This window comes from Psychrobacter sp. UBA3068 (assembly GCF_002366815.1).
GTDB classification, from domain to species: Bacteria; Pseudomonadota; Gammaproteobacteria; order Pseudomonadales; family Moraxellaceae; genus Psychrobacter; species Psychrobacter namhaensis.
The window spans coordinates 73695-97048 of the sequence record NZ_DFBY01000032.1 but is presented as its reverse complement, the minus strand read 5'-3'; the positions used below and the strand labels follow the sequence as shown (position 1 = coordinate 97048).

Below are 23354 nucleotides of genomic sequence, written 5' to 3'. Positions count from 1 at the left end.
CCCAAACAATTTTGTAGACGTTCTCTTAGTGTGCTTAAAGTTGACATTACGTCCATTTCACTTCTGGAGGCAATAACAATTGATTAGGATGCAAGCCACCTGCACGGTAGCTGTCCAATAAAGAGCTAATCGGCCGTATATACACCTCACCGCGCCATACGAAATGCGCGTTTGCCTGCTCAAACGGCTTATCATCAAACCACAAAAACACCCCTTCCATCATCTTTGGCCAGTCATTCCAATCAATCTCAATCACATCAAACATCACCGCTAGAAATGCAGACAGCAAGGTATCATGACTAACCGCAAGCATTAGATGTCCATGCTGGGGCTGGCTTTGATAAAAAAGCGACAAAATATCTAGCCCCCCTTGATAGGCATTTTTAGTCCCTTCAAGATTGCCTTGTAAGAAGCGATTGATAAAATTAAGCACGCCAATTTCTTTAAACACGGGATTGGCAATTTCAGGCTCAGTGACAAGGCTACCAGGCTCAACCAATAATGACTGATGCGAAATATCACGTCGCAGCCCTGCTCCTTCTTGCATCAGTTGCGCGGTATCAATACAGCGACCAATCGGACTTGAGATACTATCGACATCAAGTGAATACGGCAGATGTCCTGCCAGCCAACGTCCCCAAGATTTCGCCAAGACACGGCCCTTTGGGGTTAGTGGTAGCTGATAACTGGCAAAACCATTCCCATCAGAGCGCTCACGAAGGGAGTGTCTGGTAAATAATATCAGCCGTTTATCTTCCGGTAGTAAGCGGACGGAAGAAATCATGCTGTCAGGTAAGTGTGATGGTGCTGGGGCGCTTGGACTGTGACTCGCAAGCTTAGCAGCGGACAACTTGGACGGGGTGGTAATAAGATATTTACTCATGCTAGCAAGCGTAGCAGATTTTTTATCCCGAAAGAACAAAATATAAATTCAGTTGCAATATAAGTATGAGTAAGTCTATTAGATTAGAAAAAGGACGTCTGAACGGAAATCCTATAATACCAATAGTAGCAAAGGCATTTGTACTTATTGGTTTGATTCTAAAAAATATCAACTACTTTATCCCACGCAAACGCTAATGCTGTGCTACTAATCTCGTTAGGATATGCTCGCGGATTAACAATCACCCGTGTCTTACCAATCCGGTAATCAAACGCTTCATGAGTGTGGCCATGTACCCAAAGCACTGGTGCCCAGTCCTGATACATCCATCCAGACAAGTCACTGACGAACGCTGCATTGCTGGGCAGATTGGCATACTTCTCAGACACAGATAGAGGGCTAACACTATGATGGCTCATCACGACCGTTTTTTTGCCAAGCACTCGCGCCGTTATTAACGCTTGCTGCAGCCACTGGCGCTGCTCAGCATGGATTTTCATCGATACCTCAGGAGAAAATAATTCACTACCGGCATAGATTTGCTTATAGTCACGCATAAAGCGTTTGGCTGCAGCCATAGTATCGTCATTGGCTTGATACTGATAATCTGTCCACAGTGTACAGCCTAAGATGCGTATATCCCCAATATCAATATACTGACACTGTAGCACTTTAACACCCTGCTGCAACTCATCACTATAGTTGTCCCAAGTCGCTAACTTTTTATCAAAATGCAGCACATCTTCATTAAAGTACTCGTGGTTACCAGCAATAGTAATCAATGGCACTTGTAAGCGTGCTGCTTGCTCTTGTAGCCAAGGCATACCACTGTCACTGTTGGCCGTGTCTCCTGCGACTAACAGCATATCTGCGTCGGTTTTAGGGATCTGCCCCACAGAACGCGATTGCCGTGCATAACTGTCAATATGTAAGTCACTTAAAATCTGTAATTTCATATTGTCCAACGTCATCCAATAATGTCATTATTAAAATTTGAGTATCAAAAAAAACCTTCATCACTCACGTTCCCGTCTAGGAAGTTAAACGTATTTGATGGCGTCCCTCATACTCTCGAGAATGGTATCAGTCTAAATTTAAGTAGTGTAGCAGCTTTTTCTCTACCATCAAAAAGTAAAAAGACAGCGGTTTAGGCTGTCTTTTATTTCTCTATAATAAGTACAACTTACATACTTTGAAGTATTTTCTGCAATTTAGCAGCGGGGTCTGCGGCTTGGGTAATGGAACGACCAATCACCAGATAATCTGATCCAGCGCTCAACGCCTGTTTTGGGGTACAAATGCGTTTTTGATCGTCAGCACTATCCTCTACCAATCGTATACCAGGCGTGACTAGTTTAAAGTCAGGCCCACATAGGGCTTTGAGCGTTTGAGCTTCTTGAGCGGAACATACCACGCCATCCAGACCCGCTTGCTTGGTCAATTGTGCCAATCGACTCACTTGCGTATCCAAACGATCAGGGATGCCCGTTTGCATCAACGCTTTCGCATCCATAGATGTCAGGACCGTTACCGCGATCAATAAGGTCTTAAGATCATTGTCTAACAAACGCTGTTTTGCCAATGACATCGCCTCTAAACCAGCGCTTGCATGGACATTAACCATCCACACGCCAAGCTCAGCGGCTGCTAAAACGGCTTGGGCAGTGGTATTAGGAATATCATGGAACTTTAAGTCCAAAAACACCTCAAAACCACGCTGATGTAGCGATTTAACGATATCTGGGCCACAGCGAGTGAACAGCTCTTTACCTACTTTTAATCGACACAATGTTGGATCTAATTGGTCAGCTAGAGTTAGAGAAGCCTCCATGGTCATATTGTCTAACGCGACTATGACTGGAGAAAGGACGGTTTTATTCATAGGGGTGCCATTTCATATCAAGGTTATCAAATTATTATGTATCGCCTGCACAGCAACTGATTCATCCTGTCACCAATCAATAATCTCGCTTTTTCTTGGTTAAGGTCGCACCTTCATCTAGACTGTGTGATGTTTCATCGTGCACGTTAGTGGCAGTCGCCCCATAAACCGCTTCCTCTACCGAAGGCGCATTTGCTTGGCGGTCAATAACGACATTGGCTTGTGTCAACTGCTCTTGCAGATTGGCATTGGCCTTTTGAAGGCGCGAGATTTCCCACTTATTCTGTAGCACGCGAAAGATAAGCAATGCTAGTAAAATACCAATGATAATGCCAAGTATCAGACAAAGGATCAGCAGCAACCCTAGATTCATCGTAGGTGCTTGTAAAAATAGTAGATTGACGCCAACTTCGGTATTATTTGCCAACACCAAACCAAGGGCGTAAGCAAAGCTTAAAAACAATAAGACAAACAGTAAAAATCGCATGAGAGGGATACCTCGGTTTGGAGTGTCATTTGTATGTTGAAGTTAAAGCCATACAGAAGCCGCTGATAAACCAGATTAATACTGGTTTTATCTCATTACCGCTTATGACTACTAACTGTTTGCAACTTTATCATTGACTGCTTCACGTAGCGCTTTACCTGGCTTAAAGTGTGGAATGGCTTTCGCGGGTACGGGTACGCTTTCTCCTGTTTTAGGATTGCGGCCCATGCGAGCACGGCGATGATGTAGACAAAAACTGCCAAATCCGCGAACTTCCACCCGACCATCATTGGCTAACGTGTGGGTCATTAGGTTTAATATTTCACGCACTGCATCATCGACCACGGTATCAGTCACATTTTCGCAGTTCGCACTCAGATTACTAATAAATTCAGACTTGTTAATCGTTTGCTGCATTATTACGCTTGCCTTGTTGATTGCTGGATAAGATGATTATGAATCAGACTTTTTTTTCAGTCACTGCGCTTAATTAGCGATTTTTTAAAAACTATTTTTAAACACGTAAGTACCTTAGAATCATAAAAAGAAAACTTCATAACTCAAACAATACTACGGTCTTAAATAATCTGTGATTCACATCTCGTTACTCAATGTACGAAATGATAGCGGATATTATCGTAAATGGAAATAAGAGTTTACCGGTTTAGGCAAAAACCTTACCGATTAACCACCGGATCAAAATTTAGTCACAAAAAAAGCGACCGGAGTCGCTTTTTTCACATTATTTTATATCAATAATCTATCGCTTACTGCATTTGTTCTTTGATCAAGTCACCAATGGTTTTTGGCTGAGCATCAGAACCTGCTGCTGCAGTCGTGTTGGTGCTACCAAGATCTTTAATCGCTTGACGCTCTTCAGCTTCGTCTTTCGCTTTGATAGACAAGTTGATGTTGCGTGTCTTACGATCAACACTGATGATTTTCGCTTCAACGTCATCACCGACAGACAGATGCTTAGTCGCATCTTCAACGCGGTCACGCTGAATCTCAGAAGCACGTAGATAAGCTTCAACTTCGTCAGCAAGCTCAATAGTAGCGCCTTTAGCATCTACTTCTTTTACTTTACCATTTACGATAGCACCTCGGTCGTTACCGACTAGGTACTCGTTGAATGGATCAGAGCTTAACTGCTTCACGCCTAGGCTGATACGGTTGGCTTCTGCATCTACAGACAATACCATTGCTTCTACAGTGTCGCCTTTATTGTAGTTACGGATAGCGTCTTCGCCAGTTTCGTTCCAAGAGATATCAGATAGATGAACAAGACCATCAATACCACCATCTAGACCGATAAAGATACCAAAGTCAGTGATTGATTTGATCGTACCAGTGATTTTATCACCACGCTCATGTTTCTTATCAAACTCATCCCATGGATTGGCTAGAGTCTGTTTGATACCTAGGCTGATACGGCGACGTTCTTCGTCGATATCAAGAATCATTACTTCAACTTCATCGCCCACTTGAACAACTTTTGATGGGTGGATGTTTTTGTTGGTATGATCCATTTCTGATACGTGTACTAGACCTTCGATACCTTCAGAAATCTCAGCAAAACAACCATAATCAGTCAAGTTAGTTACGCGAGCTTTCACTACGCTACCCACTGGGTAAGTACCGCCCACGTTGTCCCAAGGATCAGTACCAAGTTGTTTTAGACCTAGGCTTACGCGATTGCGCTCACGGTCAAACTTCAATACTTTAACTTTTAGGTCTTGACCAACTTCAACAACTTCAGATGGATGCTTGATACGGCGCCATGCCATGTCAGTGATATGCAATAGACCATCGATACCACCTAGATCAACGAACGCGCCGTAATCAGTAAGGTTCTTAACGATACCTTCGATCTCGATGCCTTCTTCAAGTTTGTTCAATAGCTCTTCGCGCTCAGCTGAATTTTCAGCTTCCATGACGGCACGGCGGCTAACAACAACGTTGTTACGCTTTTGATCAAGCTTGATAACTTTGAATTCTAGCTCTTTGCCTTCAAGATGCGTCGTATCACGGATAGGACGTACATCTACCAATGAACCTGGTAAGAATGCGCGTACTGAACCGATATCTACCGTGAAACCGCCTTTAACTTTACTTGAGATAATACCTTTTACGATCTCATCGTTGTCAGCGATTTTTTCAAGGAAGTTCCAAGTTTCAACACGTTTGGCTTTTTCGCGTGACAGTAGGGTTTGACCCATACCGTTATCAACCGCTTCAACTACGACATCAACGCTATCGCCAACTTCAACTTCAAGTTCGCCTTCTTCGCTTAAAAACTCTTCACGAGCGACGATACCTTCAGATTTAAGACCAGTATCTACTGTGATCCAATCGCTATCGATGGCCACAACAGTACCTGTAATAACCGAGCCACGCTCGATATCCAGGCCCTGCTCTTCAATGCTCGCTTCAAATAGTTCAGCAAATGATTCCATTATGTCTACCTTTGTATAGCCGTATCCTGTCCAGCACAGTACGGATCAAATTTATGACTGCATAAAACGAGAATACTGGTTTTATATCTTACGCAGTCATATAAAAAAACGTTTGTTGCTAATAAGCGAATGATTGAACAAACTCACTAGCAACAAGTGTCTTATGTAAGCTCTTTTTGCTTAGTCAAACTGAGTCTCTACGCTGTGGTTTGAAAAAAGCTCAAGTCTAACAGTATGATTTTATACTAAAAACCCCGCCTATGCTAAGCTTTTTAGTACTTACTATGTTGTTTTTATTAACTATTAAAACAAATACCTTGATCTTGGCAATGTTTTTTAACTTGTTCATAAACCGTATTTGCATCTAATGTTGAGCTATCGAGCAGCAGCGCATCTTCTGCAGGTTTTGATGGGGCCGTTGTCCGGTTCTCATCGCGTTCATCACGGGCTTTAATCGTGGTTAAAATCGCTTCAAAATCGGCTGTTTGACCAGCATTTAGTAGCTGAGTCACACGGCGTTCGGCCCGTGCCTCCGCACTCGCTGTCAAATAAACCTTAACATCAGCGTCTGGAAACACGACCGTACCCATATCACGCCCATCAGCGACGAGTCCTGAACGGGTTGCCATATCTTGCTGCAACTTTAGCAGAGCCTGGCGAACTGTTGGGAATACCGCTATCTGGGAGGCATAACCACCAACCGTTTCGTTACGGACTTGCTCACCTACTGCCTCACCGTTCACCAGTATATCGACACGTCCTGACTTGTTGTTAGGCACAAAGGCGATCTCTAAGCTTTGTGTTAACGCTAATACCGCTGTCTCATCAATAGTTTGGTTGGTATCGGCAGTGATCAACCCAGCTTCAAACGCTTTGAGACCTACGATACGATAGAGGGCGCCTGAGTCTAGCAACTGATAATCTAGTGCTTGTGCCAAGCGCCACGTCACTGTACCTTTACCGGCGCCACTTGGCCCATCAATACAAATAACAGGATAACGCAATGGCTTTACTTGGCTAGTATCATCACTACTAAGTGGAGTGTTATCAGCTGTAGAAACGGTCATAATACTCACTTAATAGTAGGCGTACTTATACGGCTGCTTGTAGGCTAGTACCAGCACGATATCCATTTATTGATCAAATACTTGACAGCAAATTAAGAAGCTCGCTACCAAATAGTGCAGTATTATAGCAAATAAACCTGCCTATCACTAGCCACAAGACCAATATCTTGTTAATTACTTATGTTGTTTTTCTTTTTGGCAGCTTGTCGGCGTTCACGGAAAAACGCCTTAAGTATCCGACTGCTATGCTCACGACACAAGCCATGATGCACGCCGATTGTATGATTATAAAACGGCTGTATTGACAAGTCCATCTGACTACCCACCATGCCGGCCCGAGGCTCACTCGCCGCATACACTAGCCTATCAACACGTGCGTGAATCAGGGCACCAATACACATGGTACATGGCTCTAAAGTCACATACAAAGTCGTCTGCAAGGGTAAGCGGTAATTTTTTGAACGGGCACAAGCATCCCTTAGGGCTACAATTTCGGCATGGGCAGTCGCATCATGGCGACCAATGGGTTCATTGAAGCCTTGACCGATAACCTGCTGATTATGTACCAATATAGCGCCTACTGGCACTTCACCAAGCTCAGCACCTTGTTTGGCCAACTTAAGAGCTTCTTGCATCCATTTAACATCTTGAGATGACCAAAAGGTACAACTCTCAAGCCTTGAGGGCGTTAACGGGTCAGCCATTAATTGCTGCGGCTGTAAATTAAAAGGAAGAGTGTTTATCATTTACTGTGGTAACTGCCAATCAATCGGCTTTTGCCCATGCTGCCGCAAATAGTCATTGGTTTTAGAAAAGGGTTTGGTACCAAAGAAACCACCACGGTTAGCAGCAAGTGGCGATGGGTGTACCGCTGTCAAGATCAGGTGCTTATCTGTGTTGATATATTTACCCTTCTTCTGTGCCTTGCTACCCCATAAGATAAACACGGTATGCTCTGTTTGTTCGTTAACCACATCAATCACCGCATCGGTAAACTGCTCCCAGCCTTTATTCTGATGGCTGTTGGGCGCTCCCTCTTGTACCGTCAGTGAGCTATTCAATAGCAAAACCCCTTGCTGCGCCCAGTAAGTCAGATCGCCGTGCGCCGAGGGCTTGATACCAATATCGTCTGCCATCTCTTTCAATAAATTGTTAAGTGAGGGCGGCTTTGGTATGGCTTTGGGCACAGAAAAAGACAACCCCATTGCCTGCCCTGGACGATGATACGGATCTTGCCCTAAGATAACCACTTTTACCTGTGATAAAGGCGTTAAGTTAAAGGCATTGAACATCAGCGGTGCAGGAGGATAAATACTCTCATCTGACTGATAAGCATCCTTTAGAAATTCCCGTAGATCATCCATATTATGGGAGGTTAACTCCTCTGCTAGTGCTGTTTTCCAATCCTCGGGCAGGCGGACATTGTCTAAAATCGCCTGCTTTTGCTCTGAGGTCTTCGTCGTCTTTTCGTCAAACAACTCCATACTGTTTCCTTTTTACTTTTTTGTAAGAATCTTTTTATAAGAATCACTGAATCAATGTTTTATAAAACCGCTGCAACTCAAGATTAATAAACTTGATAATAGCTTTGGCTAAATTATAGCAATAAAAAAACGGCTACCGCAGTAACCGTTTTTATAATGTAGTAATCGTTCTTATAATATTGGTATAAGACGCTTTAGCTGGCTAATGACTCAGAATCTGGATGGGGCTCATGAGTCTCAACAACCGTCAACACAATACGGCTGTCGGCTGCTCCTTTTTCTGAGCGCTTGCCTCTACTTTTATCAAGACTTACCGTATCGTCATCTTGTGCATCGGTAGACTCAGGCGCCAAAGTAAGCTGTACTACCCCGCCGTTGACCAAGTCACCAAACAAAATCATACTTGCCAACGGCTTTTTGATCTCATCTTGAATCAGACGCTGCATTGGACGTGCACCCATTAGACGATCATAGCCTTTATCAGCTAAGTAGTCGCGTACTTCATCATCAATCTCTAGCGTCACTTGTTTGTCATCGAGCTGAACTTGTAGCTCAACCAAGAACTTATCAACCACTGATACCACGACTGAGGTGTCTAGTGGATTGAACTGAATGATGGCATCCAAACGATTACGGAACTCAGGCGTAAAGACACGTTTGAGTGCTTCAGTGTTATCACGACTATGATCTTGCTGCGTAAAGCCCATGGACGAGCGACTGATGCTATCCGCGCCGACATTTGTTGTCATAATAACAATGACTTGCTTAAAGATAGCAACACGACCATTATTGTCAGTCAATGTACCATGATCCATGACTTGTAATAGCAGGTTAAAGACATCAGGGTGCGCTTTTTCGATCTCATCAAGTAACAAAACGCAATGCGGATGTTGATTGATTTTTTCAGTAAGCAAACCACCTTGATCATAACCGACATAGCCTGGCGGTGCACCAATTAGGCGTGAGGCGGTATGGGCTTCCATATACTCTGACATATCGAAGCGTACCAACTCGACACCGAGCAAATTGGCTAGCTGACGTGACACTTCTGTTTTACCAACCCCAGTCGGACCGGCAAACATAAATGAACCAATGGGCTTGTCAGGCGCTTTAAGACCAGCACGCGACAATTTGATCGCATCTGCTAACGTCTCAATCGCTTCATCTTGCCCAAATACTAAGTGCTTAAGGTCGCGATCTAAGTGCTCAAGAATACTCTTATCATCACTCGATACTGACTTGGGCGGAATACGCGCAAGCTTAGCAATGATCGCTTCAATATCTGCCACATCAATTTTCATCGGTGGTTTTTTCTTGGCGTTAGATGCTTTAGAATCATCAGACGATTGGGCACGGTCATTGGCTTTTGCCGCATCTGCTTCATCTTGCATTTCACTATCAGTCGCGTCATGAGCCACGTCGCTATCAACATCCTCATCAATCTGGGCGTCAAAGTCTTGTTCTAGATCCGCAATGAAGCTTTCTTCTGCATCAATATCATCGGCATCAGGAATCACACCCAAACGTTTATACGCACCCGCTTCATCAATCACGTCAATGGCCTTATCTGGCAAAAAGCGCTCATGAATGTGTTTAGCGGACAACTGTACGGCAGTGACCAAGGCCTCATCTGTGTACTCAACGTTATGAAACTCTTCGTAACGTGGTTTAAGACCCCGCAAAATATCAATACTGTCATCGACACTAGGTTCTTTCACATCGATTTTTTGGAAACGACGTGACAATGCATGATCTTTTTCAAATACCTGACGATATTCGGTAAAGGTCGTTGAACCAATACAGCGTAACTCTCCATTGGCAAGCGCTGGCTTGATTAGGTTGGACACATCCATATTACTGCTCATGGACGAGCCTGCGCCAATAATCATATGTATCTCATCAATAAACAAGATAGCATTAGATTTTTTCTTTAGGGCATCGAGCAGTGACTTCATACGTTTTTCAAAATCACCACGATATTTAGTGCCCGCAATCAATGAGCCAATATCAAGACTATAGATGACACAACCATTCAGCGGCTTCGGCGCTCTATCATTGATAATCAACCATGCCAAACCTTCAGCAATAGACGTCTTACCAACACCCGGCTCACCGACCAACAAGGGATTGTTTTTACGTCGGCGGCACAGTACTTGCGCGGCACGCTCAATCTCAGAGGCACGGCCAATCAGTGGGTCTGTTTTGCCCTCAGCAGCGCGCTGGTTTAAGTTAGTGGCAAATTCTACCAATGGGTCTTTACTGGTCTTCTCTGACGCACTACGGCGCTCACCAGTCATAGAAGCACGCGGCTCAGCTGGCTCGTCTTTATCTTGTCCATGTGACAAGTACTGGGTTAGCTCCAGACGGCTAATACCCTGCTTTTTCAGTAAATAAACCGCGTACGTATCATGCTCAGAAAACATAGACACTAAAATATCTGAGCCTTCGACAAGGCGGCCACCGCCAATAGACTGCACGTGGAAAATAGCACGTTGCAAAATACGATCAAAGCTTTGGGTTGGCTGCGGCGATTGTTCCGAATCTGCGTCGACGGTTGGCGTGTGCTTACTAATATAAGCCTCAAGCTCAGTGCGCAGCGTTGAAACATTGGCATTACACGCAGTTAAGGTATTGGCAGCGTGAGTATTTTCTAACAATGCCAGTAGTAGATGTTCAACAGTGAGATACTCATGCGATTTTTGGCGCGCAAGCGTCATTGCTAAACGTAGAGAAACTTCAAGATGACGACTTAACATAACGACTTCCTACGGTTATACCTATCTTTATAATTGATAGCTTTATGAATGAGTTAGTAAGTAAATCAGGGCGACAGATGGATTGTTCAAGGGCAACATCCGTATTATTAAAAGGTATCATGAAATGACATTGGTCATGCATTGCTTACCTAGCATGGTTACCTACTTATCATCGATCAAGAGAGTTAACCACTCACATTCTCTTTTCTTTATCTCAACACGATACTTCAGCAGAGTCAATCTATTAACACAGACTAAAATGTATCGAAGCATATTACATCTTGATAGACACAAAAATAATAGAGCAGCAACGCTCAGAAAACTGGGTAGATACAAGAGAGTTTGGTTATAAGATAACGAAGGGAGGTATAAAAATTTGGCTGTTTTTTATTTAAGCACGGAGCGGAACAAAAATTTCTAAGACAACGCTGCTTGAATATCGATGCTATTAAAAAACGATACTAGAAGAGGAGTGATACAAGACCTCTGGCTCTGCCCCTACTTAACGGGGTGACTTACTATATAAGGCTATATTAGAAGAAAATCAAGGTTGTGATAATAATACAGCCATTCATTCAGTATGTTTTATAAGAAAGATGTGATCAATGAGGACTTGGTGCAGAGTGCTTATTAAGCTGGCTATCAAGGTAAACTATTTATAAGCTGTACTGATGGTTTGATATCACAAGGCAGAGAAAGCAAAAGCAAAAGCAAAAGCAAAAGCAAAAGCAAAGTGAGAGTTGCACATTAACATCTGTACAATGTTTTTATTCGCCTTGGTGCGGCTCTATTTGGGTCAGTAGCGGATAGCCTTCACGATGGGCAAGGCTGTTCACTTTTTTGGCCTTAGTTTCAGCAATATCTTTAGGATAAATACCCGCAATGCCTTTGCTACTGTTGTGAATCGTCAGCATAATTTCCACCGCAGAATCCATACTATGACGGAACTCCGACTGTAAAATATAGACGACGAACTCCATGGGCGTATAGTTATCATTATACATAACCACGGCATACATCGGCGGCTTAGCCACTTCTGGCTCTGCCACCAATACATCTGCTTGCGGCGAGGTTTCCCCGTCGGTATCGCCCTCTTGTGCACGATGCGCAGGCATATTTGGGAAGTGCCAATCAGAAACCGTTGGCGTAGCTTGTAATATCATTTTTTTCATCATAATAAAAATACAGTTATCAGGTGTTTTTGAAGTAAGAAAGAGTAGACAGGCAGGAAACCACGCAGAGAACAAAACATCATTTAAGGACTATGTCATTATTGCTTTATGATTGATTAAGGCTCAATGGGACTTTCATCGACTTCCGGCAAGTCCAAAAGTGACAACGGCAGGTTATCAACTCGATCGCCAAGCTTCCAATCATACAGCTGTTCCGCTTTCTGCCCACCTGCTTGTACGCTCAGTTTCACTTGTAGAGGTTTAAAACCTGAGGGCATCATAAAGCGGCCCCGAATACGAGTGATGCCTTCAATGGAGTAAGTTACGGGATCTAATGGCACTTCTACAAAGTCATTGTCATTGAGTAACGTCAAGGTGGGCTTTAAACGCTTGGCTTCTCCATCACTTGCCAGCATACCGATATCAAAACCATATTCAAAGGCGTTCTCAGGTAGTGGTTCAATCTTAGCGCCAAGTATTTGTAAGGGCATACCACCTTTTTGGCTAATGAAATCAGCGTAGAGTTCATTCAGCTGCGCGACTTGCTTGTTTTCAATCGTTAATTCTTGCTGGTTTTCACGCAACTCTTTTAGATTGGCCAAGCTTATTGCCAGCTCTTGCTTGGCTGTAACGGCTTGAGTGGTCGCTATTTTATTACTGTGCCTTAATTCTTTTAGCGCTTTAGTTGCCTCAGTGCTATTGATTAACGCTTGCTTGGTTTCAGTTTGCATCGAATGAAAGCCGCGCTGATACCCCAGTTTATGACCAAATATAAGACTCACGCCCGCAGTCACTAGGATGACCACGACAAATAACGCCAGTACCAGTGTCGATGCCCCTTTTTGCGCCCTACCCGTCGTATTTGCTAGGCAATCCTGACTAATCAGAAAATGTGGTCTACGCTCCAAAAGAGGTAAAGCAGAATCTTGGCACGATGAACGTGCTGGCTGTGAGCAAAAGCGTAGTATGAGCTTAACACGCATTTAGACAGTATCTCTTAACAGTAAAGGCAAGTTATTATAGCGGAATTTATAATCAATACCTAGCACCGTAAATGTGAATAGAGTGGCGATAAGAACCGGTACTAAGGGACAATAGGAGCAAAGTTTAGCCCCATTGTTTCATCAAATCCAAACATAACATTCATATTCTGTACCGCTTGGCCCGCCGCCCCTTTTACCAAGTTATCCTGCACGACGATAACGGTTAGCTCAGCACGCTCATTGTCTTGATGCACGGCAATACGTAAGCGATTGCTGGCACGGACGCTACGGGTGTCGGGATAAATACCCTTTGGCATCACATCAATGAACGGCTCTGAGGCATAAACACTCTCGAATACGTGTTGCCAATCAATAGCCGCACCAGCCTCCGTAAGCTCCATGTGAATAGAGCTGAGCATGCCACGAATCATGGGCACAAGATGCGGTAAAAAACGAATGCGATGGGTAAACTGACTGTCTAACAGCTGGGCGACGCCTTGCTCAATCTCGGGCAGGTGACGATGTCCTTCAACGCTATACGCTTTAAAATTATCGGTGGTTTCAGCATAGTTAAGCGCAAGCTTTGCTTGACGTCCAGCGCCTGAAACACCAGATTTGGCATCAATGACAATACGAGGCTCAACCAGTCTTTGTGCCTGCTTATTTTGTGCTTCTATTATGGGTTTTAAGCCCAAAATAGCCGTGGTCGGATAACAGCCAGGATTGCCGACGACTAAAGCACTGGCAAGCTTATCGCGATTGACTTCAGGTAATCCATAAACGGCTGTTTTTAGCAGCTCAGGACAAGCATGCGACTGTTGATACCACTGCTCAAAATCGATCAGTGACTGTAAACGAAAGTCAGCCGCCAAATCGATCACTTTTACGCCTGCTTGAGTGAGTGCTTCAGCTTGCTGCATGGCAACGCCATGCGGTGTCGCAAAAAATACCACATCGCACTTTTGTAACGTAGCAAGTGTGTTATCACCTAAGTCACTAAAGACGATATCTGAGATACCACGTAAGCTTGGAAATATCTCATCAGCGCGTGTACCCGCTTCGCTACGCGACGTTAGTAAATCAATCGAGACTTTAGGATGCGCCGACAACAGACGAATCAACTCAACACCTGTATAGCCTGTACCACCAACAATCGCTGCTGAAATCATAAGATAGCCTTTTTTCTTGTACTCAGTAAAAACATTCTAAATCGCTATAAAAGTCAATTTTTAGCTTAATCAGCCAAAAAGTGATCGCTTCTACATTTTAGAGTGTTTAGATTTGATAGTCATGTACCGCATCAATAAACACTTTAGCATGGTCAGGGTTGACCCACTGAGTAATTCCATGACCTAAGTTTGCGATGTAGCCTGTTTTTTCACCGTTAGCATACGCACTATCAAGCATCGCATTCACTTCACTACGGATAGACGCAGGTGATCCGTACAAGGTTGCTGGATCCAAGTTACCTTGAATCGCTTTACTACTCTGTAGTTTTTTATGCTGTTTGGTCAACTGGCGCTGACTTTCAGTCAATACTTGCCGCGCACGATCGATCGGCATCGTCCAGTCTAGGCCAAGAGCATCCGCTTCGCTGTCCGCTTGAACATCGAGCCATAACCCGCCGCCCTTAGTGAATAGCACCACAGGTATTTGTGGATGGCGTACCTTTAACTCAGCGACAATGCGCTTGTTATAAGCGTGAGAAAAATCAATAAATTGACGATGACCAAGTGCCCCGCCCCAACTATCAAATATTTGTAAGACTTGAGCACCAGCGACCACTTGCGCATCTAAATAGTCAATCACAGCTGTTGCCAACTTATCTAACAGTTGATGTAAAAAATCAGGATTGCTATATAAAAAACCTTTGGTATAACGATAATCTTTTGAGCTACCACCCTCAATCATATAGGTCGCTAGTGTCCATGGACTACCAGAAAAACCAAATAATGGTACTTGACCATTTAGCGCTTTACGAATGCTCGTCACCGCACGCATGACATAATCAAGAGAGTCATTAGCATCTAGCACGGGCAGTCTATCAAGATCAGCCTGTTGACGAATCGGATGTTTAAACTTAGGACCTTCACCCGTCTCAAAATATAAACCCAATCCCATGGCATCAGGGATGGTCAAGATATCACTGAATAAAATAGCGGCGTCCAAATCGTAACGACGCAGAGGCTGCAACGTCACTTCAGTGGCGCGGTCTGTGTCTCTACATAGGCTCATAAAGTCACCCGCCTCAGCGCGAGTCGCCTTATATTCTGGTAAATAACGACCTGCTTGACGCATCATCCAGACTGGCGTGGTATCGATCGTCTCAAAGCGTAGTGCCCGTAGCAATCTATCGTTTTTTAACGGCGCAAATTCTTGCCCAATTGAGTCACTATTATCTGAAGCACTCATGTACAAATCTCCAAAACAACACAGTATTTATACGTCTTAATAGATACTATGCTGGTTAAAATAAGTTGAATAAAGGAATAAAAAACGCTTATACGTGTAGATAGTGACGTCTGATCTGAATGTTCTTAACAGCGTTAACTGATACGACGCTTTAGACTTTATAAGTATGATTTGCTGTGATGCTGGATAAAAATAGCTTACCTATACGATAGATAAGCTATTTCAATCAGGAAAATCTGCTTAACCATTCACGTACTATACTGTCAAAGCCAAGTTATCACGGTGCACCATGACGACGCGCTCTTCGTTACTACCAAAGATCTTATCAAAATGTTCTGTCCGCTCACGAGCCACTCGGCGCGCATCATGCGACGAGAAATTCACTTGTCCAACTGCGATACGCTCGCCTGTATCCTGATGAATAATCTCTACAACATCCCCTTCATCAAAGCCGCCACGCACCTCTACCACACCGACTGGTAACAGACTTCTATTGTGCTCAGTCAACGCCTTTGCTGCACCAGCGTCGACCACCAAGCTGCCTGACATGCGTAGATGCGCCGCCAGCCACTGCTTACGAGCAATAATTTTGTCTTCATCGTTGGTCGTCAAAAGCGTACCGACCGCTTCACCTGACACCACGCGCGTGATGACATCGTCAATAGCCCCGCTCACGATCACGGTTGGACAGCCACCCATTGCAGCAAGACGACCTGCACGGATTTTGGTCAACATACCGCCGCGTCCAAGCTTTCCGCCATCTCCTGCTATATCAAACAAATAATCCGCCATTGCACGCTCTTGACGAATCATCTTGGCATCAGGATTGTCACGCGGGTTATCAGTGAACACGCCCTCTTGATCCGTTAAGATAATGTACAAATCAGCATTAACCATCGCTGCTGCCATCGCTCCTAACGTGTCATTATCACCAAATTTAATTTCATCAATGGTAATGGTATCATTTTCATTAATGACGGGTAGCACGCGCCATTCTAGTAATTGTGTGAGCGCGCCTGTCGTATTGAGATAACGGCTACGATTAGACAAGTCATCATGTGTCAGCAGTAGCTGCGAGCTTTGGATACCATGTTGGATCAGTGCTGACCACCATGTTTCAATCAAACCCATTTGACCAATAGAAGCACAAGCCTGTAGTGCTGCCAGTTTTTTAGGGCGTTCATCAAGGTTCATGCGTACCACACCTTCAGCCACTGCACCTGATGATACCAGCAGTACTTCGACCCCTTGCTTATGTAGCTTAGCGATCTGCTTTGCCCACTCGTATATGGCAGTTCGATCTAGCCCTCGGCCGTTATTGGTTAACAGCGATGAACCAATCTTGACAATAACGCGCTGAATATCAAAGTTGCGAGTTTGTTTAATAAACCTTGCTTCTTCGGTCGTTTTTTCCATGTCACCTGCCATATAAACTCCTGTTTCTCATGTGAATTGATTACGGGGAATAATTAAAAAATTCTAGTATATCAGCTCAAGCGTGGTCGCTTAAGGAACATAAACCACCTCAACACCATCTTCATCGTCATCATCAAGATCGCTATCATTGGCTAAATCCAAGCCTTCACGCTGGGCTTTGCGAGCCGCGCGATACGCTTCACGCTGTGCTTCTGTATTTACACGTACTTCCGCTTCTAAACGCTCAAAGCGTTCTTTTTGCGCTTCAGCGAAGATCGGGTCTTCTATTTCACGCTCACGCTCACGCTCAATTTCATTCATTAAGTGGTATTTGACCGCATCCACGCCTTCACCAGTCAGGGTTGCGGTACGGAAAACCATACCTGTCCAACCAAGCTCTGCCACAATGTGCGTGCAAAGCTCATTCAAATCTTCGTCATCGACCTGATCAATTTTATTCAACACCAAAATTTGCGGTAAATTGGCCAATTCAGGAGAGAAGCGCTCAAGCTCATTTAAGATAACGCGAGCATTTTCTACCGGATCACTACCGTCAATTGGTTTTACATCGACTAAGTGCAGCAGGCGGCGCGTACGAGCCACGTGCTTTAAAAAGCGAATGCCCAGTCCAGCCCCTTCTGATGCGCCTTCAATAAGACCAGGAATATCAGCCATGACAAAGGAGCGATGACGCCCAATATCCACCACACCCAAGTTTGGCACTAGCGTGGTAAACGGATAGTCAGCAACTTTCGGTCTGGCAGCAGAGACTTGACGGATAAAAGTAGATTTACCCGCATTAGGTAGACCGACCAAACCCACGTCAGCCACTACTTTTAGCTCAAACTTGAGAATTTTTAACTCCCCTTCAAAACCTGACGTGGCTTTGCGCGGGGCTTGGTTCGTAGAGCTTTTGAAATGCGTATTACCCAGTCCACCGTCGCCGCCTTTGGCAATCAGTAATTTCTGACCAATTTCAACTAAGTCTCCCAGCACCTCATCTGTTTCAGTGTCGACCACAGTGGTACCAATCGGTACTGGCAAATAAATATCGTCAGAGCCTTTACCTGAGCAGTTTTTACTGTGTCCGTTTTCACCGCGCATCGCGTCATAGCGACGGGTATAGCGATAGTCGACTAAGGTGTTGGTGTTGTCATCAGCGATGACATAGACGTCGCCGCCACTACCACCATCACCGCCATCAGGACCACCACGCGGTACATATTTTTCTCGGCGAAAACTGGCGATTCCGTTACCACCGTCACCTGCTTTTACCGTTACGACGGCTTCATCAATAAATCGCATCTTACGTTCCTTAATTTACAATCCAGTGTATATACTGGTACAGCCAACGGCTGTCTTTTAGGTTGTTACTATATCGTGCTGCCCTAGTGAACGCAGCAAGCAATGGCATTGCTCTTAGCATTCATTATGACAATAACACCCGATAACCAATCGGACTATCGGGTGTTTGGTATGACACTTCAAATTATGCTTAATTTCTGACAGAAACCTCAAGTAAAATCTGCGCAAACCTAACGCTTACTACCGTATTTTATGAGGTTGCCACTTTGCCAAATTTGGCATTTTATGCTGGAATCTGAGTATAACTAATTCCAGCCATTTGTGTCGCCAAACGTAATACTTGAGTGCTGTAACCTACTTCGTTGTCATACCAAATATAAACAATGGCATGATTATCCGTCAAGATCGTTGCTTGTGCATCAACGATACCGACGTGCGTGTCACCGACAAAATCAGTCGATACCGCTTCTGTCGAATCCGTATAAGCAATCTGTGTCTGCCAAGTACTGCTGTTGGCCACTTTACGCATGAACTTGTTTAACGCCTCTGCACTTTCTGGAGCAGATTTAAGATTCAAGTTCAAAATCGCTAAGCTGACGTTGGGAGTAGGTACACGAATGGCATTACCAGTGAGTTTACCACTCAAGGCTGGTAACGCTTTGCCCACTGCTTTTGCCGCGCCCGTACTGGTGATCACCATATTAAGGACCGCACTACGACCACGACGATCTGCTTTATGGTAGTTATCAATTAGGTTTTGGTCATTAGTAAATGAATGAATCGTTTCAACGTGACCGTTTTCGATACCGTACTCATCGTTCAATACTTTTAAAGTTGGGGTGATAGCATTAGTGGTACAGCTCGCTGCACTCACAATCGTGTCATCGCCAACCGTGTCGTTATTCACACCGTACACGACGTTTTTGATATCGCCACCAGCTGGCGCCGTTAATAGCACTTTTTTTACACCTGTAGACTGCACGTGCTTACCAAGACCCGCTTCGTCTTTCCAGATGCCTGTATTATCAATAACCAAGGCATTGTCGATGCCATAAACGGTATAGTCAATGCTACTTGGATCATTGGCATAGATAACCTGGACAAAGCGACCATTGATAATCAAGCCGTTGTTTTCTTCATCTACCACCACGGCACCCGCGAAGCTACCATGAATTGAGTCACGCTCTAATAATGAGGCACGTTTTGCCAAATCACCAGCGGCAGCAGGACGGACCACAATGGCTTTTAGCTGTAGCCCTTTTGCACTTGACGCTTGTGACAATAATAGGCGCGTTAAGATACGACCAATACGGCCAAAACCATATAGCACAACATCGGTTGCAGGATTCACCGTACTTTCACTGATGTTAACCGCTTGAAGGGCCGCTTGTAAGCTGGTGTCATTGGCAATCAACTGTCCAACATCAACCTGTGCAGACTGGAGACTGTCATTTTCTGCCAGCGTTTTAACCATCGCTAAAGTAGCAGCGATGTCGATAGATTGGGCTTCTTGATTACGTAGCGCTACTTTTTGATGTAATGCTAATATTTGACCAACTGAGGTAGTATTTAGCGTGTCACCAAACAAGGTCACTTGTACGTCTTGCTCATTGTAGAGCTTATTCAATAGCCCCATAAGCTCAATCGCTTGTTGCTCTTGATTATTATAGTGGCCTAAGTGGTCTTGATGTAGTTGGCGTAAGGTATCAGCGTTGCTCACGAGAAACATCCTTATGGTCGGTAATGTATGATCAGTAAAGTTTAAAAAATATAGAGTAGATAGGTGATGCGCAGTTACTCTAGTATGGAAACCACACACTATTAGTGTCAGTGATAAAGTGTAGAGTAGATAGATTGCCTAGATTTTAGCCTAAAACGCCTTATTTTGCCAGTGATAACCGATCTGCTAGGGTCGATAAGGTATTTTATTAGCCTATATTGGTTATTATAAAAATAAAGGCAGCCAATTGAGCTACCTTTATTTTTATTGTCTTAAGTCTTGGATATGACATCAAGAGCTGCCCATCCTTTAACGTATCAGTTAAGCAGGTATAGACAATTATGGCACCAGATTCACCGTTTGATTGGTTTGCGGTGTCAACTTAAACTCTTTTAAGTCATAGCCTTGTTGTTGGGCAATCTGCCGATACTTAGCATAGGTTTCCTGAGTCACATTTGGTGAGCGCGCTAATAACCAGAGATATTCTTTATCAGGTGTCCCTACCAAAGCCGTTTTGTAGTCAGCGTCGCGTGCTAGCACCCAATAATCGGCACGGCCGACTGGCAACCAGCGTAGCCAAGAAGGTAAAAACGTGACTTTTAGCTTGCTTCCTGATTCATCAACTGGCTTAGCTAAACCTTCAGCAACGATGCTAGAACCGTCTTTATCCACACACTTATTAGTGACTATAATACCTGAACCATCTGTCTTTTCAGTGTAGTTGGCGGTCACATCACCAGCACAGTTACGCTGAAAATACATGGGCAAGCGTCCTATCTCATACCATGTCCCAGTGTATTTATTGAGATCGACATGATCCACAGTGGTCGGTGTACTGGCCGACTTATGAATGATGGCACTCGGCTTAATAGACAGCATTTCTGTCGTGGTTTTCTCAGTCGTTGCGTCAGCCGCCACACTATCACTAGTGTTAACCGGCGGCGTTGCAGCGTAAGCTGAAAATGCTGCTAGCGGTATGATAATAGCTAAGGCAATACCTGTGTGCTTGATCAGTCCATTCATAAATATACGCTCCGGTATGTCTTGATACGAGGTGTGAGTTGCGGTTGATGAGGCACTGATACTTTGCCCCGGTCCTCCTTTTCGTTCTAGTTTTTTTGGTAACACCTCTGCATGATCCTCTAAAAACCCTGACAGCATGGGTTCTTTTTCGGCCAGCTTTGTGGCCTGCTTATAGCCCTCAGAGTAATAGCCATTAGCAATATCCGTGCTTTCACTAACGCTGACGCTGGATCTTGACCCTTTATTTTTTATAGTGGTGCTGTCAAGCATACCAGACTCTTTGGTTTTTAACGTGCTAGTGTTTGCACTTTTATAGCCAAAATTACTGTCTTGCATGGAGGTGTTTTTTGCAGCCTGTTTTAAGTCGTTATCATTCGGAACATCATGGTTATAGCTAGCATCGTTGCTGGCATAGCTTGTCTGTCGCCCATTACTACCATTTAAGCAATAACGATTCGACTGGCTATTCTGCTGAGACTGAGAACCAGCTTCCTGTGAATCAGACCATACTGATTGAGGTAACTTATTGGTTTTCATAGGGGTACCATATTAATAGTGACTGTTAAAATTCTTTACTTATCACACTCGTTTGATCCAATCTATGGGCGTTATTTACTGACAAAACGCATTGACTGTGTGAGCTTGTGCGGCAAAACTTAAATATTATTAGATTAGAAAGGTTAAGATTGGCATTTGATAAGCAAACTGCTTATCATAATTAGAGTCAATTCTCTTTAAATTAGGTAGTATATATTAAGGGGAGATTGACTATTAAAACAGTGTTGCAATGTAGGGAAACGCAACGGTTTGTAAGTAATTATGTGCTTATGGTGTCCAACAAACACATAGTTACTCATCGGATAAATATGTTCAAAATCAGTTATTTGCTTTGCTGAGTTTCAATACCCCATCGCACTGTCGCGGCTAGCGTGGTTATGTCTACCAGCCGTTACGCTTTAGGTTTTTGTGATGAAAGAAACTGACGAATACCAGCCACACTAACCCCGCCGTATGAGATTGCTTGATCAATTAGTGTCGGTGATAATCCGCCCAAACCGATAATCGGTATATCAGACAATTGTGCCAATGCGGACCATGTCTCCCAACCAAGTGAGACAGCATCTGGATGGGTTTGGGTAGCTAACACAGGTGATAAGAAAGCCCCAACTACTGGAGGTAATTGTTGCTGCAATCGAGCTCTAGCAAGTTTATTAGCTGCTGTAATGCTGTCGGCATCATGGCAACTGACGATTAATGGATGAGAGCTTGAGATTCCTTGGTCAGGCATCGCAGCCTCCTGAGCATCATTAAACCATTGCATCAATGCCGTATGGGTTAAATGATGAGCAACAACGTGAGTATCAGTGCCTAAAAACTGGCTATCGGCGTGATGAGGGACAATCACATGGATATCTGGACGCGCCCGCGTTAACTGCGCAATAAGCTTCTCTGTGCCCGCTTCTTTTGTTCGCACATACACCCATGCTGCGACTGTTAGTTTTTCTTGATGACATTGCAGCCACGCTACCGCTGGGTCAGAATGGTCATCAAAATGTGACAGTGGATAAGTAATCGTTATATTTTCTGGCAATTTTAGCCATTCAAGCATCGTCTTGTTGGCAGCTGGCAAGTCATATTTCTCGGCCAATAAATCCGCTTTAGTTACCCACGTCAGCGCCTGCTTTTCTAGCCCGTATTGACAGTGCTTGTGCTGCTCATACTGCGGCGCTGTTAGCTCAATCTTATAAACTTGTAAGCTCACTTGCTTATCGCCATAGTCATGATGTAGGCGACCAAGTTTCACGATCGTGTTCTCATGAATGGCAAACCCTGTCTCTTCAGCGACTTCTCGGATAACTGCTTGCTTTGCATCTTCACTCGCCTCTATTTTACCGCCTACGAACTCATAACGATTACCCTGATGTTGCGCAGCGTTTCTAAATCCAAGCAAATACTGGTCTTTATAGTGAATAACTGCCACCGCGACGTTGACGACAGTCGCCTTCTCACAGATGGTTGAATGGTTTGATGGGCTTGGCATAGGAAGATCCTTTATTGCTATTTTTATGACGTTGCTGTCTTCTCACTTTATAAGGTGAAAAGAGCTACTAAATTCACGTTAACGTATGGTTTATCCATTATTGTGATAAAAAATATGACTTATAAGGGCGGTATCAGGCTTGCTTTAGATAAGTTTACACAATGACTGCAATTTATTTTATTAATTAGCTTGCAAAATCTTTAAATGTAAATGATAATTATTATCGTTAAAAGGCAGTCATTCTATTGCTCCTTCACTCAGCCACTT

Annotated in this window: 19 protein-coding genes; all 19 read right to left on the bottom strand. The window is 44.0% G+C overall.

Going from position 1 to position 23354, the window contains the following annotated elements; genetic code table 11:
* Window positions 1-46 precede the first annotated feature (46 nt).
* The 19 genes from B2P60_RS08265 to B2P60_RS08175 all read right to left on the bottom strand — a co-directional run bounded on the left by B2P60_RS08265 (window position 47) and on the right by B2P60_RS08175 (window position 23087).
* Window positions 47-883, bottom strand: a complete 837-nt coding sequence (locus B2P60_RS08265) for a histidine phosphatase family protein (RefSeq protein WP_193005351.1) — start codon at window positions 881-883, stop codon at window positions 47-49.
* 158 nt (window positions 884-1041) lie between these two features.
* On the bottom strand, window positions 1042-1839 hold the full coding sequence (locus B2P60_RS08260) for a metallophosphoesterase (protein WP_286740637.1): 798 nt from the start codon (window positions 1837-1839) through the stop codon (window positions 1042-1044).
* A 227-nt stretch (window positions 1840-2066) separates the two neighbouring features.
* Window positions 2067-2765 (bottom strand): orotidine-5'-phosphate decarboxylase, encoded by a 699-nt coding sequence (gene pyrF, locus B2P60_RS08255; RefSeq protein WP_286740635.1) that lies wholly within the window; start codon window positions 2763-2765, stop codon window positions 2067-2069.
* Window positions 2766-2841: 76 nt separating this feature from the next.
* Window positions 2842-3252: a lipopolysaccharide assembly protein LapA domain-containing protein gene (locus B2P60_RS08250; RefSeq protein ID WP_193005348.1), complete on the bottom strand. Its 411-nt coding sequence runs from the start codon at window positions 3250-3252 to the stop codon at window positions 2842-2844.
* A gap of 111 nt (window positions 3253-3363) precedes the next feature.
* A complete protein-coding gene (locus B2P60_RS08245) occupies window positions 3364-3669 on the bottom strand; it encodes an integration host factor subunit beta (RefSeq protein WP_193005347.1) in 306 nt (101 codons plus the stop codon).
* Window positions 3670-4019: 350 nt separating this feature from the next.
* Window positions 4020-5708 (bottom strand): 30S ribosomal protein S1, encoded by a 1689-nt coding sequence (gene rpsA / locus B2P60_RS08240; RefSeq protein WP_193005346.1) that lies wholly within the window; start codon window positions 5706-5708, stop codon window positions 4020-4022.
* Between the two features lie 296 nt (window positions 5709-6004).
* Entirely contained in the window at window positions 6005-6775 is a 771-nt protein-coding gene (cmk, locus tag B2P60_RS08235) for a (d)CMP kinase (protein ID WP_286740633.1), read from the bottom strand.
* Between the two features lie 170 nt (window positions 6776-6945).
* On the bottom strand, window positions 6946-7521 hold the full coding sequence (gene tadA / locus B2P60_RS08230; protein ID WP_286740632.1) for a tRNA adenosine(34) deaminase TadA: 576 nt from the start codon (window positions 7519-7521) through the stop codon (window positions 6946-6948).
* Window positions 7522-8259, bottom strand: coding sequence for a uracil-DNA glycosylase (locus B2P60_RS08225; protein ID WP_193005343.1), 738 nt, complete (start codon window positions 8257-8259; stop codon window positions 7522-7524).
* Between the two features lie 194 nt (window positions 8260-8453).
* The gene (gene clpA, locus B2P60_RS08220; protein WP_286740628.1) at window positions 8454-11015 is read right to left on the bottom strand and encodes an ATP-dependent Clp protease ATP-binding subunit ClpA; all 2562 of its coding nucleotides are present in this window, start codon (window positions 11013-11015) and stop codon (window positions 8454-8456) included.
* Between the two features lie 767 nt (window positions 11016-11782).
* On the bottom strand, window positions 11783-12178 hold the full coding sequence (locus B2P60_RS08215) for an ATP-dependent Clp protease adaptor ClpS (protein ID WP_198334498.1): 396 nt from the start codon (window positions 12176-12178) through the stop codon (window positions 11783-11785).
* 125 nt (window positions 12179-12303) lie between these two features.
* Window positions 12304-13170 carry a hypothetical protein gene (locus B2P60_RS08210; protein ID WP_198334499.1) on the bottom strand — a complete coding sequence of 289 codons (867 nt, stop codon included), beginning with the start codon at window positions 13168-13170 and terminating at the stop codon, window positions 12304-12306.
* Between the two features lie 101 nt (window positions 13171-13271).
* Window positions 13272-14339: an N-acetyl-gamma-glutamyl-phosphate reductase gene (gene argC, locus B2P60_RS08205; protein WP_286740623.1), complete on the bottom strand. Its 1068-nt coding sequence runs from the start codon at window positions 14337-14339 to the stop codon at window positions 13272-13274.
* Between the two features lie 106 nt (window positions 14340-14445).
* Entirely contained in the window at window positions 14446-15582 is a 1137-nt protein-coding gene (gene hemE / locus B2P60_RS08200; protein ID WP_193005794.1) for a uroporphyrinogen decarboxylase, read from the bottom strand.
* Between the two features lie 255 nt (window positions 15583-15837).
* Window positions 15838-17010 (bottom strand): glutamate 5-kinase, encoded by a 1173-nt coding sequence (gene proB, locus B2P60_RS08195; protein WP_193005793.1) that lies wholly within the window; start codon window positions 17008-17010, stop codon window positions 15838-15840.
* 78 nt (window positions 17011-17088) lie between these two features.
* Complete coding sequence (cgtA, locus tag B2P60_RS08190) at window positions 17089-18303, bottom strand: Obg family GTPase CgtA (protein ID WP_193005792.1); 1215 nt, start codon at window positions 18301-18303, stop codon at window positions 17089-17091.
* Between the two features lie 283 nt (window positions 18304-18586).
* A complete protein-coding gene (locus tag B2P60_RS08185) occupies window positions 18587-20032 on the bottom strand; it encodes a glyceraldehyde-3-phosphate dehydrogenase (RefSeq protein WP_198334502.1) in 1446 nt (481 codons plus the stop codon).
* Window positions 20033-20362: 330 nt separating this feature from the next.
* Window positions 20363-21583: a lipocalin family protein gene (locus B2P60_RS08180; RefSeq protein WP_286740564.1), complete on the bottom strand. Its 1221-nt coding sequence runs from the start codon at window positions 21581-21583 to the stop codon at window positions 20363-20365.
* A 412-nt stretch (window positions 21584-21995) separates the two neighbouring features.
* Window positions 21996-23087 (bottom strand): NUDIX domain-containing protein, encoded by a 1092-nt coding sequence (locus tag B2P60_RS08175; RefSeq protein WP_286740554.1) that lies wholly within the window; start codon window positions 23085-23087, stop codon window positions 21996-21998.
* Between the last annotated feature and the right edge of the window lie 267 nt (window positions 23088-23354).

Bases quoted from the DNA above. Each gene is read 5' to 3' on its own strand.
- B2P60_RS08265 (WP_193005351.1), bottom strand. From the start codon at position 883: ATGAGTAAATATCTTATTACCACCCCGTCCAAGTTGTCCGCTGCTAAG.
- B2P60_RS08260 (WP_286740637.1), bottom strand. From the start codon at position 1,839: ATGAAATTACAGATTTTAAGTGACTTACATATTGACAGTTATGCACGG.
- pyrF (WP_286740635.1), bottom strand. From the start codon at position 2,765: ATGAATAAAACCGTCCTTTCTCCAGTCATAGTCGCGTTAGACAATATG.
- B2P60_RS08250 (WP_193005348.1), bottom strand. From the start codon at position 3,252: ATGCGATTTTTACTGTTTGTCTTATTGTTTTTAAGCTTTGCTTACGCC.
- B2P60_RS08245 (WP_193005347.1), bottom strand. From the start codon at position 3,669: ATGCAGCAAACGATTAACAAGTCTGAATTTATTAGTAATCTGAGTGCG.
- rpsA (WP_193005346.1), bottom strand. From the start codon at position 5,708: ATGGAATCATTTGCTGAACTATTTGAAGCGAGCATTGAAGAGCAGGGC.
- cmk (WP_286740633.1), bottom strand. From the start codon at position 6,775: ATGACCGTTTCTACAGCTGATAACACTCCACTTAGTAGTGATGATACT.
- tadA (WP_286740632.1), bottom strand. From the start codon at position 7,521: ATGATAAACACTCTTCCTTTTAATTTACAGCCGCAGCAATTAATGGCT.
- B2P60_RS08225 (WP_193005343.1), bottom strand. From the start codon at position 8,259: ATGGAGTTGTTTGACGAAAAGACGACGAAGACCTCAGAGCAAAAGCAG.
- clpA (WP_286740628.1), bottom strand. From the start codon at position 11,015: ATGTTAAGTCGTCATCTTGAAGTTTCTCTACGTTTAGCAATGACGCTT.
- B2P60_RS08215 (WP_198334498.1), bottom strand. From the start codon at position 12,178: ATGATATTACAAGCTACGCCAACGGTTTCTGATTGGCACTTCCCAAAT.
- B2P60_RS08210 (WP_198334499.1), bottom strand. From the start codon at position 13,170: ATGCGTGTTAAGCTCATACTACGCTTTTGCTCACAGCCAGCACGTTCA.
- argC (WP_286740623.1), bottom strand. From the start codon at position 14,339: ATGATTTCAGCAGCGATTGTTGGTGGTACAGGCTATACAGGTGTTGAG.
- hemE (WP_193005794.1), bottom strand. From the start codon at position 15,582: ATGAGTGCTTCAGATAATAGTGACTCAATTGGGCAAGAATTTGCGCCG.
- proB (WP_193005793.1), bottom strand. From the start codon at position 17,010: ATGGCAGGTGACATGGAAAAAACGACCGAAGAAGCAAGGTTTATTAAA.
- cgtA (WP_193005792.1), bottom strand. From the start codon at position 18,303: ATGCGATTTATTGATGAAGCCGTCGTAACGGTAAAAGCAGGTGACGGT.
- B2P60_RS08185 (WP_198334502.1), bottom strand. From the start codon at position 20,032: ATGTTTCTCGTGAGCAACGCTGATACCTTACGCCAACTACATCAAGAC.
- B2P60_RS08180 (WP_286740564.1), bottom strand. From the start codon at position 21,583: ATGAAAACCAATAAGTTACCTCAATCAGTATGGTCTGATTCACAGGAA.
- B2P60_RS08175 (WP_286740554.1), bottom strand. From the start codon at position 23,087: ATGCCAAGCCCATCAAACCATTCAACCATCTGTGAGAAGGCGACTGTC.